The following is an 11,689-nucleotide window of genomic DNA, read 5'->3' as shown; positions in this document are numbered from 1 at the left end:
TGCACACCCAGAGGCTTCACACCCAGGCGTCCGCCCCGCCCCGGTAGCACGGGCCCACCCCCCCCCTAACAGTATGGGGTTATCAAGGGGGGAACGGCGGTCGCGGTGGCCCGGAGGGGGAGCCACCGCGGCCGCCGCGCACCCGTTCACGGGCGCGGCGCCGAAGGATCCGGGAGCGGCCGGTGCCCGCCGCGGAGTGCGGCACAGCCCTTAGGGTGGGTGCGTGTTCAGCACCCACGGGCCGAGCGTCCGCGAACTCGCCGTGCAGGCCCTCTCCTCCGTCGAGCGCGGCTACGACCTGCTCGCCCCGAAGTTCGACCACACGCCCTTCCGCACCCCCGACCGGATGCTCGACGCCGTCGGGGAGGCACTGGCCCTGCACGAGGGCCCCTTCGGGGCCGGCCTGGACGTCTGCTGCGGCACCGGCGCCGCGATCCCGCTGCTGCGGCGGCTGTGCCGGGACCGGGTGACGGGGGTGGACCTGAGCGCGGGCATGCTCGACCAGGCCCGGCGCGCGCACGGGCCCGCCGCCGCACCGGAGGCCGGGCCGCGCCCCGAGGTGGACTTCGTACGGGCTGACGCGCGGGCGCTGCCCGCCGGGCTCGCGGGCGCGTACGACCTCGCGGTGAGCTTCGGCGCCTTCGGGCACTTCCTTCCCGCCGAGCGTCCCGCCCTCTTCGCCGGCGTCCGCTCGGCGCTGCGCCCGGGGGGCGTCTTCGCCTTCCCGATCGGTGCGCCGATGGCGCCCGGCTCGCCGCCCTGGTGGGCCGTCACGGGCTTCGACGCGGCGATGCGGGTGCGCAACGCGCTGTGGCGGCCGCCGTTCGTCATGTACTACCGCACCTTCCCGCTGAGCGGGGTCCGCGAGGACCTGGCGGCGGCCGGCCTCTCCGTGTCGACCGTGCCCCTGGAGCAGTTCGGCCGGCTGCCCTCCGGGGCGCCCCGCTGGCGGCTGGTGCTGGCCCGCCGGCCGGGCCCCGAGGAGTAGGCCCGGCGCGGGGTTCAGCGGCGGAGTTCAGCGGCGGGTGCGCAGTTCTCTCTTGAGGACCTTCCCGCTCGCGTTGCGCGGCAGCGCGGGGACGAACTCCACCGCGCGCGGCACCTTGTAGTTGGCCATCTCGCGCCGGGACCAGGCGATCAGGTCGTCGGCCGTGAGGGTGGAGCCGGGGCGCCGGACGGCGTACGCCTTGCCGACCTCCCCCAGGCGCGGGTCGGGGACGCCGACCACGGCGACGTCCGCGATGTCCGGGTGCAGTCCGAGGAGCTGCTCGATCTCCGCCGGGTAGGCGTTGAAGCCGCCGACGATGAACATGTCCTTGATCCGGTCGGTGATGCGCAGGTTCCCGGCGGCGTCGAGGACCCCGACGTCGCCCGTGCGCAGCCAGCCGTCGCCGGTGACGGCCTCGGCGGTCGCGGCCTCGTCCTCGAAGTAGCCGCGCATGACGTGGTGGCCGCGCACCCACACCTCGCCGGGCGTCCCGGGGGGCTGCGGCTCGCCGCCGGGGCCGGCGATGCGCAGTTCCGTGTCGGGGACGGGCCGCCCCGAGGTCGCCGCGACGACCTCCGGCGGGTCCTCCCGCCGGCACATGGTGACGATGCCGCCGGCCTCCGAGAGCCCGTACGCGGTGAGTACGACGGCGACGCGCAGTTCGGACCGCAGCCGTTCCACGAGCCGGAGCGGGACCACGGCGGCACCCGTGACGACCAGGCGCAGGGCGGACAGGTCGTGGTGGGCGCGCAGGGGGTGGTCCAGGAGGGACTGGTGGAGCGTGGGCGGCCCGGGCAGTACGGAGATCCGCTCGGCGGCGACGTTGGCCAGGACGGTGTCCACGTCGAAGACCGGCTGCGGGATCATCGTGGCGCCGCGCATCAGGCAGGCGATGACGCCCGCCTTGTATCCGAAGGTGTGGAAGAACGGGTTCACGATCAGGTAGCGGTCGCCCTCGCGCAGTCCGGCGAGCTCGCTCCAGACCGCGTAGCAGCGCAGGGACTGGGCGTGGCTGATGACGGCGCCCTTGGGGCTGCCGGTGGTGCCGGAGGTGAAGATGATGTCCGAGGGGGCGTCGGAGGGGATGGCGTCGGCGCGAGCGCGGACGGCCTCCGCCGGTACGGGGTTTCCGTCGGCCAGGAAGTCCTTCCAGGTGCGGAAGGACTCGGGGGCGTCCTCGGCGAGCACCACGACCTGCTCCAGGTGCGGCAGCCCCGGCAGCGGCCCGGCGCCCGGCCCCTCGGCGGCGGCGCGGCGCAGGGAGGCGACGTACGAGGTGCCGAGGAAGGTGCCGGTGACGAAGAGGAGCCGGGCGCGGCTGCGCCCCAGGACGTACGCCGCTTCCGCGCCCTTGAAGCGGGTGTTCAGTGGGACGAGCACCGCGCCCGCCGAGACGGCCCCGAGGGCGGAGACGATCCATTCCAGGGTGTTGGGGGCCCAGACGGCGACGCGGTCGCCGGGCTCGACGCCCGCCGCCATGCAGGCGGCCGCGGCGCGCTCCACGCGCGCGCCGAGCTGCGCGTAGCTGACCCTGACGCGGCCGTCGACGACGGCCTCGCGGTCTCCGTAGCGCGCGGCGGCGTCCCGGACCAGGCCCGCGATGCTGCCCCAGCGCAGGTCCCCGCGCGGATCCTCGGCCCCCGGCCCGAACGCGTGCCCCGGCCCGGACGCAGGACCCGGCCCGGACGCAGGACCCGGCCCGGACGCAGGACCCGGCCCGGACGCTGGCCCCGCGCCCGACCCCCATCCCGGCACGGGCTCCTGGGCGGGCACCGCGCCCGGACCCGATCCCGGCCCCGGCCCCGCCTCTCGCACGTCCCCGGTGCCGGACCGCGACCCCGACCCCGCCCCGCGCACGTCCCCGGTGCCCGCCCCCGACCCCGACCCGGACCCCGTTCCGGTCCGCCGTCCGTCCCCGGGGTTCTCGCCCGGTCTGCGGGCCGGGCCGCGGCGGCCCCCGTCCCCGCACGTGCTCCCGCGCCGCGGGCCGTGCCCGTTCCCGACCGCGTCCTCGCCCATCGTCCGCCCTCCCCGGTGCCCAGTAGCTGACTATCCGTCAGATTAGCTGTAGCCTTCGCGGCTGTCAGTACTGGCGCACGGCCCGGAGGTGGCGATGGCGGCAACGCTCAAGGACGCTACGGCGATAGTCGGCATCGGCCAGACCGCCTTTGCCAGACGACTGCCGCAGTCCGAGAAGGAACTGGCCTGCCGGGCCATCCTGGCGGCGCTCGACGACGCGGGCATCGACCCGTCCGAGGTCGACGCCTTCTCCTCCTACACGATGGAGGAGACCGACGAGGTCGAGGTCGCCAAGGCCATCGGCGCCGGCGACGTCACCTTCTTCTCCAAGATCGGCTACGGCGGCGGCGGTTCCTGCGCCACCGTCGGCCACCTCGCGTCCGCGGTCGCCACCGGCCAGGCCACCGTCGGCGTCGCCTGGCGCTCCCGCAAGCGCGGCTCCGGCCCCCGCCCCTGGAAGAACACCGCCGTCCAACTGCCCACCCCCGGCCAGTGGACCCGTCCCTTCGGCCTGCTGCGGCCGGCCGACGAGATCGGGATGCTGGCCCGTCGCTACATGCACGAGTACGGGGCCACCCGCGACCACCTGTTCAACGTGGCGATGGCCTGCCGCAACCGGGCCAACGAGAACCCCGCCGCGATGATGTACGAGCGCCCGCTGACCCGCGAGATGTACATGACCTCCCGCATGATCAGCGACCCGCTCTGCCTCTTCGACAACTGCCTGGAGACCGACGGCGCGCTGGCCTGCGTGATCGTCTCCGCCGAACGGGCCCGGGACTGCCGCCGGAAGCCGGTCTACGTGCACTCCGTCGCCCAGGGACTGCCGTCCCAGCACCACGGGATGGTCAACTACTGGAACGACGACCCGCTGTCGGGCCCCGCCTGGACGGCCGCGCGCCACCTGTGGAAACAGGCCGACTTCGGACCCCAGGACGTGGACGTCGCCCAGATCTACGACGCCTTCACCCCGCTCATCCCGCTCTCCCTGGAGGGCTACGGCTTCTGCGGGCGCGGCGAGGGCGCCGCCTTCACGGAGGGCGGCGCCCTGGAGATGGGCGGCCGGCTGCCGATCAACACCGGCGGCGGCGGGCTGAGCGAGGCGTACGTGCACGGCTTCAACCTGATCAACGAGGGCGTCAAGCAGCTGCGCGGCGCCTCCACCGCCCAGGTGCCGGACGCCGCGACCTGCCTGGTGACGGCGGGCGAGGGTGTCCCGACGTCCGCGATCCTGCTGAGGAGCTGACCGATGACCGCCGCCGCATCCGCGCCCGCGCCCGTACCCGCATCCGCGCCCGTACCCGTCTCCGCGCCGGAGCCCGCGCCCGCGCCCTCCACCGCCGGGACCGGGGCCGGGGACGGCGAGGGCCTGCTGCTGCCCGTTCCGGACGAGGACGGCGCCCCCTTCTGGGAGTACGCCGCCCGGGGCGAACTCCGCGTCCAGGCCTGCGCCGCCTGCGGCCGACTGCGCTTCCCGCCCCGCCCCTGCTGCCCGCACTGCCGGTCCTTCGACAGCGAGTGGCGCCCGATGAGCGGCCGGGGCCGCGTCTGGTCCTACGTCCGCCCGCATCCGCCCCTGCTGCCCGCCTACGCCGCGCAGGCCCCGTACAACGTGATCCTGGTGGAGCTGGCCGACGCCCCGCACATCAGGCTCGCCGGGAACCTGGTGGCCTCCGCCGACGCCCCGCTCGACTCGGTGGACCCGACGCGGCTGCGCATCGGCGCACGCGTGCAGGTGGTCTTCACCGAGACCGGCGGGATGACGGTGCCGCGCTGGGTGCTGGAGAAGCCGTGACCCTGCGGGTGGAACGGGACGGGGCGACCGGCGTCGCGGTCGTCACCCTGGACCGGGAGCGCAGGCACAACGCCGTCGACCTGGCGACCGCCGCCGAGCTGGGACGGGTGTGGCGGGAGTTCCGCTCCGCCCCGGACGTGCGGGCGGTCGTGCTGACGGGAGCCGGGTCGGCCGCCTTCTGCACCGGGATCGACCGGGACGTCCGGGTGCCGCAGCCGGGCTCCCCGTACTCGGTCGACGACCCGCTGGTCGCCATCGGCCCCAAGGCGTCGGACCTGTGGAAGCCGGTCGTCGCCGCCGTCAACGGCATGGCCTGCGGCGGCGCCTTCTACCTGCTGGGCGAGGCGGACTTCCTGATCGCCTCCGACACGGCGACCTTCTTCGACCCGCACACGACCTACGGGATGGTGAGCGCCTACGAGGCCGTCTACATGGCGCAGCGCATGCCGTTCGGCGAGGTCGCCCGGATGTCCCTGATGGGTACGGCCGAGCGGCTCTCCGCGCGGCGGGCCCACGAGATCGGGCTCGTCTCGGAGCTGACCGCGCCCGGGGAACTGCTCCCGGCGGCCCTGCGGGCGGCGCGGACGCTGGCCGGCTTCCCGACGGAGGCCGTGCAGGGCACGGTGCGGGCCCTGTGGTCGGCGAAGCAGGCGGCGCTCCAGCAGGCCCTGGCGCAGGCCCCGGCGCTGATCGCCCTGGGGAACCTTCCGCCCGAACGGCAGGCGGAGCTGTTCACGGGCCGCCGGCAGGCCCCCCGGCCGCGCGTGCGGTGAGGGCGGGCGGTAACCGCGCCGGCCCGGAGCGCGGGGGGATGCGGGAGTGCGGGCTCCCCGCAGGGACTCGTACGGCCCCACCCGCGCGCCCCTCCCGGCCCGGCGGGCGGGCCCGTCGCGCCCCGCGTGCGGGCTCCGGGTGCCGGGCGTAGCGTCGGGACCGGGACCCCGTACCGAGGGGCCCGGCACGATCCGCAACGCGCCCGGTCCCCGAGGGGTCCGATCGGAGCGGCGGCCGCCGTCCGGATCTCCTTCCGTGCCCGGTACGACGGCCGTCCCGTGGACGGTCCGCCCGCGGCAGGCCGCCGCGCGCCCGTGCGGGCCCCGCCCGGACATGGCGGCGGCCCCGGCCCCGGTGCGCGGGGACGGGGCCGACCGGCCGGACGGTGCCGGGGTGGATCAGCAGATCAGCAGAGATCAGGCGTCGACGACGCCCGAGCCCGAGATCTCGATCTTGCCGCGGGTGGCGCCGGACTGGGAGCCGAGGCCCTCGATCTTGGTGACGAGGTCCGAGCCCGAGACGACCTCGCCGAAGACGACGTGCTTGCCGTCGAGCCACGGGGTCGCGACGGTGGTGATGAAGAACTGCGAGCCGTTGGTGTTGCGGCCGGCGTTCGCCATCGACAGCAGGAACGGGCGGTCGTGCTTGAGCTGGAAGTTCTCGTCGGCGAACTTCTCGCCGTAGATGCTCTTGCCGCCGGTGCCGTTCTGGTTGGTGAAGTCGCCGCCCTGCAGCATGAACTGCGGGATGACGCGGTGGAAGGGGGAGCCGGCGTAGCCGAAGCCGTGGACGCCGGTCGCGAGCTCGCGGAAGTTCTGGGCGGTCTTCGGGACGACGTCGTCGAAGAGCTTGAACTCGATGCGGCCGGCGGCCTCGCCGTTGATGGTGATGTCGAAGTAGACGTTGCTCATGGGGTCCATCCTGTCACTCCCGGTGCCGTGCGCTGTCCGGCGGGGCCGGAGCGCCGCCGCCGGGCAGGTCAGCCGCTCGTCCGGGTGCCCGTCCCCTTCGCCGCGTCCAGGGCGTACACGCACCGGTCCTTGCTGCACGCGTAGACCACTCCCGCCTCGGCGACCGGGGCGCCGGTGATCTCGCCGCCCGTGGCCAGCTTCCAGCGGAGCTGCCCGCCCGCCGCGTCCAGCGTGTACAGGCAGTGGTCCGCCGAACCGAAGTGCACCCGGCCGTCCGCGACCGCGGGCAGGCCGGTGATCTCGCCGCCGGCCGCGAAGCGCCACTTCGGGGTGCCGGTGACCGCGTCGAGCGTGTACAGGGCGCTGCCCGCGCCCAGGTGGACGTTGCCGGCGGCGACCAGTACCGGGTCCGCGGACTGCCGGGACTCCGTCGCGATGCGCCAGCGGTCCTTTCCGGTGATCGCGTCGAGCGCGTACACGGTGCCGAGGTAGTCGACGAGGTAGACCCCGCCGCCGGTCACCGCCGCGCCGGGCGCGAACGCCGGGGGCGCCAGGAACACCGCCGGCGCCTCGAAATGCCAGCGGACCCGGCCCGAGGCCCGGTCGACGGAGAGCACCCGGGTGCCGGCCGCCACGTACACGTTGCCGTCGGGGGCGGGGGTGACACGGACCGGGACGTTCCCGCAGGAGGCCGCGTCGCCGACCGGGTAGGACCAGGACTCGCGCCCGGTGCGGGCGTCGAGCGCGCGCAGCCGGGCGTCCTGCCACACGTAGACCGTGCCGTCGTGCAGGACGGGGGTCGCCTCCGGGGTCTCGAAGTCGCTCTGCGCCCCGGTCAGCTCCCACAGCTTGTGGCCGTTGGACGCCTCCCAGCCCTGTACGCCGCCACCGCGCGTGGCGGTGACCACGGTGCCCCGGTCCGCGCGCAGGCCGTAGACCCACGCCTCGGTGGACAGCCGCCACCGCTCGGAGCCGTCTGTCGCGTCCAGCGCGTAGAGGGAGGGGCCGTCGGAGGCGTGGATGCGGCCGTCGGAGACGGCCATGGACCAGGCGACGTCGCGGGTCTTGAACTGGCGGCGGCCACTGCCGACGTCCAGGGCGTGCACCTCGAAGGAGGTGACGTAGAGCAGGTCCCCGGCGACGGTGGGGGTGCCCCAGACCTCGTTCGACATCCGGAAGCGCCACGGGCGCCAGCGGCCGCTGTCGGGGGCCGGGCCGGGGGCGGGTACGGACGGCGCTACCGCGGAGGCCGGGCCGGACCCGCCCGCCGCGCCGCCGGGCGGCCGGATCCAGCCGGTCGCCGAGTCCGCGGCGGCGTGCGCGGCGGGCGCCGGGGCACTCGCGCGGGGGCCGGGCCCGATCGGCACCGGGGACCCGCCGAGGCGGACGGGCTCACCGGAGCGCACCGGGGACATCGGCGGGTGGTGCGGGCGCTGCGGCACGGCGTGACCGGTACGCGGGTCCACCCAGGGGTCGACGCCGCGCTGGCGCCGGTGCGTCGCGGGCCCGGAGACGGGACCGCGTGCTCCGCCGCCGCCGGGGCCGGGGACCACGGGGGCCGGGGGCGTGCGGTGCCCCGCGCGCCGGGCCTCGATCATCGCGACGGCCCGCGCGGGCAGCCACGCGGAGGCGGTGCCGCTGTCGTCGCCGCCGTCGAACAGGTGCGGGGCGAGCTGCGCCTGCAGGTCGGCCGGGGTGGGCCGCAGCGTGGCGTCCATCTGCATGCAGGAGTCGATGAGCGGCCGCAGCTCCTCGGGCAGCCCCTCCAGGTTCGGGCCCTCGCGCAGCAGCATGAAGACCGTCTCCACCGGGTTCGCCCCGTGGTACGGCGGGTGCCCGGTGGCGGCGAAGACCAGCGTCGAGCCGAGCGAGAAGACGTCGCTGGCGCCCTTGACGCTGCGGGAGTCCTTGGCCTGCTCGGGCGACATGTAGGCGGGGGTGCCCACGGCGACGTTCGTCATGGTCAGCCGCGTGTTGGAGACCCCGCTCGCGATACCGAAGTCGATCACGCGCGGCCCGTCCTCGACGACGAGCACGTTCGACGGCTTCAGGTCGCGGTGGACGAGGCCGGCGCCGTGGATGGACTGCAGGGCCTCGGCGATGCCGGCGGCGAGCCAGCGTACGGCCTGGGCGGGCATCGGCCCGCACTCGTTGACGATCTCCTCCAGGGAGGGCGCCGGCACGTAGGCGGTCGCCAGCCACGGCACGGCGGCGCGCGGGTCGGCGTCGACCACGGCCGCGGTGTAGAAGCCGGACACGGCGCGGGCCGCCTCCACCTCGCGGGTGAACCGGACCCTGAACAGCTGGTCCTCGGCGAGCTCGGTGCGCACCGTCTTGATCGCGACCCGTCGTCCCGACGCCGACCGCGCGAGATAGACCAGCCCCATGCCGCCGGCGCCGAGCCGTCCCAGCACCTCGAAGGGGCCGATCCGTCTCGGGTCGTGCTGCGTCAGCTGCTCCACCACTCGCCTCCACACATCCCCGTACGAGCCCCTCACCGGGCCCGCTCGCACCGGCACGGGGCGATGCCCCGTGCAGCGTCCACTCCCGGGCGCCGCCCGGTCGCGCACACCCGATTCTGTCAGGCCCGGGCCCGGTCCGGCCCCGGCACGGCGGTGCCGACCGTCACGCCTCGGTCTTCGTGCGCGGTTCGGCGAGCAGTCCGAAGACCGCCCCTTGATTGTCGGCCACGACGGCGATCCGCCCGTACGGGGTGTCGAAGGGGTCCGCGGTGACCCGCCCGCCGAGGCGCTGGACCATCGCGACGGACTGGTCGCAGTCCGGGACGGCGAAGTAGACGAGGTAGTGCGCGGGCATGGCCTCGGGGAAGGCGTCGGTGATCAGGCTGCGGCCCATGACGGCGGTGTCGGAACCGGGCGCGCTGCCGGGCGGGGACCAGACGCGGTACTCGATGCCTGCGTCGTCCTGGTCCTGCGGTACGTAGCCGAACACCTTGGCGTAGAAGACGTCGACGGCGTCCCGGGCCCGGGTGTAGACCTCGCTCCAGCAGTACGTGTAAGGCTCCTGCTGGGCGTCGAAGCCGTGGTGGGTGCCGGGCTGCCAGAGGCCGAACACGGCCCCGCCGGGGTCGGCGGCCATCGCGGCGGTCCCGTACGGGCCGACGGGCTGCGGGTCCATGACCATCTGGCCGCCGGCCGCGCGGATCCGGGAGGCGCAGGCGTAGGCGTCGGAGGTGTAGAGGTAGACGCCCCAGACCGTGGGCATCCGGCCGTCGGGCTTGGGGGCGAGGGCGGCGACGTTGCGGCCCCGGCTGTAGGCCTGTGTGTAGTGGCCGTACTCGGCGCCCCCGCCTTCCGCGAAGGTCCACCCGAAGAGCTCACCGTAGAAGCGCTTGCCCGCCTCGACGTCCGGAAGCGAGGCGTCCACCCAGCAGGGTGCGCCTTCCGCGAATGCGGCCATGAGCCCGGTTCCTTCCGTTGTGCGGGGGTACGTGCCCTCCCACCTCTCCCAGCCATGATCTGCCCGAAAACTTGTCCACAGCCTGTTGATAAGACTAATCGGGGGAAACCCTGGGGAACCGGGGCGCCACGCGCGGAGCGGGCGCGGCGGGCCGGGAGGCGGGCGCGGGCGGCGCATCCGGCGGGGGGGGCGGGCGCGGGAGGCAGGCGCGGGAGGCGCATCCGGCCGGAAACCCTTCCCCTCGGCCCCGCGCCACCGGCTCCCGACCAGGCCAGCGGCCCCGTAACCCCATTTGCGGGCGGCCGAATAGCGCGCCGATCACGCGTCGGTAAGCTGACGGCATGACAGGACAAGTACGCACCGTCGACGGGCGTGTCGCCGGCCGGCGCGGCCAGGCGACGCGGCAGAAGCTGCTCGACTGCCTCAGCGAGATGCTCAGCTCCTCGCCGTACCGCGACGTCAAGGTGATCGACGTCGCGCGCAGGGCCGGTACCTCCCCCGCGACCTTCTACCAGTACTTCCCGGACGTCGAGGGCGCCGTCCTGGAGATCGCCGAGCACATGGCCGCCGAGGGCGCGCAGTTGACCTCACTGGTCGAGGGCCGCACCTGGGTGGGCAAGTCCGGTTGGGCGGCGGCCGAGGAACTCGTCGAAGGGTTCCTGGACTTCTGGCGGCGCAACGACGCGATCCTCAGGGTCGTCGACCTGGGCGCGGCCGAGGGCGACAAGCGCTTCTACAAGATCCGCATGAAGATCCTCAACTCCGTCACCAACTCCCTCACGGAGTCGATGAAGGAGCTCCAGGCCAAGGGCAAGGTCGACAAGGACGTCAGCCCGGCCGCGATGGCCGGTTCGCTGGTCGCGATGCTCGCCGCGGTCGCCTCGCACCAGAAGGGCTTCCAGACCTGGGGCGTCAAGCAGGCGGAGCTCAAGCCGAACCTGGCCCTGCTCGTCCACCTCGGCATCACGGGCAAGAAGCCGACGAAGTAGCGGCGGACCCCGGACTCCTCCGGGGCCCGCCGGCCGCTCACCGCCCCGGGCAGTGCCCGCGCTCAGCGGCGCTCCAGGCGGAACAGCCGGATCTCGCGCTCGATGCGCGCCTGGTACGTCGCGTACGGCGGCCAGAAGGTGAGCACCGCCCGCCACGCCTCCGCGCGCTCCTCCCCCTCCAGCAGGCGGGCGCGTACAGCGATGTCCTCGCCCTTCCAACTCACTTCCGCGTCCGGGTGCTTGAGCAGGTTCCCGGTCCATGCGGGGTGTCCGGGGCGGCCGAAGTTGGAGCCGATCAGCAGCCAGCCCGCCCCGCCGTCCTGCGGCATGCAGGCGAGCGGGGTGGTACGCGGCGCGCCGGTCCTGGCGCCCTTGGCGGTCAGGATCAGGCCCGGCAGCATCCGGGCGCTGAGCAGGACCTTGCCCCGGGTCAGCCGGTGCACCGCCTTGTCGAGTGCGGGGATGACATGGGGCGCGATCTTGGCGAACAGCGGGGTCGAGGAGACCTTCTGCATCAGTTTGACGCCCGGAGCCATCAGACGGTCACCTTCTCGGTCAGGGGCGGGTTCTCGGGTGCGGACGGTGCGGGCGGTGCGGCGGACTCGGACGGCGCCGGCGGTGCGGCGGGCGCGGGCGGCGCGGGCGCCGGGGCTGTGCGGGGCGGCCGGGCGGCGTGCGGCGCGCGCGGGCCCGGCGGCCCCCCCAACCCCCGGGCCGCCGCCCGCCCCCCCCCCGCCCGGGGGCCCCAGGCCGCCCCCCACGCCGCGGGCGCCCCCCCCCCGCGGGAGGGGGC

General features: G+C 74.9%; 10 protein-coding genes. 5 read left to right on the top strand and 5 right to left on the bottom strand.

Features of this window, described 5'->3' with window-relative positions:
• Positions 1 to 223 precede the first annotated feature (223 nt).
• On the top strand, positions 224 to 988 hold the full coding sequence (locus ACFWUQ_RS16825) for a class I SAM-dependent methyltransferase (RefSeq protein ID WP_384538463.1): 765 nt from the start codon (positions 224 to 226) through the stop codon (positions 986 to 988).
• Positions 989 to 1,015: 27 nt separating this feature from the next.
• Here ACFWUQ_RS16825 and ACFWUQ_RS16820 read toward each other — a convergent pair whose 3' ends face one another.
• Complete coding sequence (locus tag ACFWUQ_RS16820; RefSeq protein ID WP_384538516.1) at positions 1,016 to 2,605, bottom strand: FadD3 family acyl-CoA ligase; 1,590 nt, start codon at positions 2,603 to 2,605, stop codon at positions 1,016 to 1,018.
• Between the two features lie 496 nt (positions 2,606 to 3,101).
• Here ACFWUQ_RS16820 and ACFWUQ_RS16815 point away from each other — a divergent pair, with 496 nt between their 5' ends.
• From ACFWUQ_RS16815 to ACFWUQ_RS16805, 3 genes are all read left to right on the top strand, one after another.
• Positions 3,102 to 4,253 (top strand): lipid-transfer protein, encoded by a 1,152-nt coding sequence (locus tag ACFWUQ_RS16815; protein WP_384538461.1) that lies wholly within the window; start codon positions 3,102 to 3,104, stop codon positions 4,251 to 4,253.
• Positions 4,254 to 4,376: 123 nt separating this feature from the next.
• Positions 4,377 to 4,802, top strand: a complete 426-nt coding sequence (locus tag ACFWUQ_RS16810) for a Zn-ribbon domain-containing OB-fold protein (RefSeq protein WP_384538515.1) — start codon at positions 4,377 to 4,379, stop codon at positions 4,800 to 4,802.
• Entirely contained in the window at positions 4,799 to 5,575 is a 777-nt protein-coding gene (locus tag ACFWUQ_RS16805; RefSeq protein ID WP_384538459.1) for an enoyl-CoA hydratase/isomerase family protein, read from the top strand. The genes ACFWUQ_RS16810 and ACFWUQ_RS16805 overlap by 4 nt, the downstream gene beginning before the upstream one ends.
• Positions 5,576 to 5,992: 417 nt before the next feature.
• Here ACFWUQ_RS16805 and ACFWUQ_RS16800 read toward each other — a convergent pair whose 3' ends face one another.
• The 3 genes from ACFWUQ_RS16800 to ACFWUQ_RS16790 all read right to left on the bottom strand — a co-directional run bounded on the left by ACFWUQ_RS16800 (position 5,993) and on the right by ACFWUQ_RS16790 (position 9,907).
• Positions 5,993 to 6,487: a peptidylprolyl isomerase gene (locus ACFWUQ_RS16800; RefSeq protein ID WP_384538457.1), complete on the bottom strand. Its 495-nt coding sequence runs from the start codon at positions 6,485 to 6,487 to the stop codon at positions 5,993 to 5,995.
• A gap of 68 nt (positions 6,488 to 6,555) precedes the next feature.
• On the bottom strand, positions 6,556 to 8,952 hold the full coding sequence (locus ACFWUQ_RS16795) for a serine/threonine-protein kinase (RefSeq protein WP_384538455.1): 2,397 nt from the start codon (positions 8,950 to 8,952) through the stop codon (positions 6,556 to 6,558).
• A gap of 160 nt (positions 8,953 to 9,112) precedes the next feature.
• On the bottom strand, positions 9,113 to 9,907 hold the full coding sequence (locus ACFWUQ_RS16790) for a VOC family protein (RefSeq protein ID WP_384538453.1): 795 nt from the start codon (positions 9,905 to 9,907) through the stop codon (positions 9,113 to 9,115).
• A 341-nt stretch (positions 9,908 to 10,248) separates the two neighbouring features.
• Between ACFWUQ_RS16790 and ACFWUQ_RS16785 the strand changes: the two genes are divergently transcribed.
• Entirely contained in the window at positions 10,249 to 10,896 is a 648-nt protein-coding gene (locus tag ACFWUQ_RS16785) for a TetR family transcriptional regulator (protein WP_384538452.1), read from the top strand.
• Positions 10,897 to 10,958: 62 nt separating this feature from the next.
• On the opposite strand, the gene ACFWUQ_RS16780 is transcribed toward ACFWUQ_RS16785, so the two are convergent.
• Positions 10,959 to 11,432 (bottom strand): nitroreductase family deazaflavin-dependent oxidoreductase, encoded by a 474-nt coding sequence (locus tag ACFWUQ_RS16780; protein ID WP_384538451.1) that lies wholly within the window; start codon positions 11,430 to 11,432, stop codon positions 10,959 to 10,961.
• Positions 11,433 to 11,689: the final 257 nt, after the last annotated feature.

This window comes from Streptomyces sp. NPDC058662, assembly GCF_042716255.1.
Classification (GTDB): domain Bacteria; phylum Actinomycetota; class Actinomycetes; order Streptomycetales; family Streptomycetaceae; genus Streptomyces.
This window is presented reverse-complemented; position numbering and strand designations above follow the sequence as displayed.

Bases quoted from the DNA above. Each gene is read 5' to 3' on its own strand.
- ACFWUQ_RS16785 (WP_384538452.1), top strand. From the start codon at position 10,249: ATGACAGGACAAGTACGCACCGTCGACGGGCGTGTCGCCGGCCGGCGC.
- ACFWUQ_RS16790 (WP_384538453.1), bottom strand. From the start codon at position 9,907: ATGGCCGCATTCGCGGAAGGCGCACCCTGCTGGGTGGACGCCTCGCTT.
- ACFWUQ_RS16800 (WP_384538457.1), bottom strand. From the start codon at position 6,487: ATGAGCAACGTCTACTTCGACATCACCATCAACGGCGAGGCCGCCGGC.
- ACFWUQ_RS16815 (WP_384538461.1), top strand. From the start codon at position 3,102: ATGGCGGCAACGCTCAAGGACGCTACGGCGATAGTCGGCATCGGCCAG.
- ACFWUQ_RS16780 (WP_384538451.1), bottom strand. From the start codon at position 11,432: ATGGCTCCGGGCGTCAAACTGATGCAGAAGGTCTCCTCGACCCCGCTG.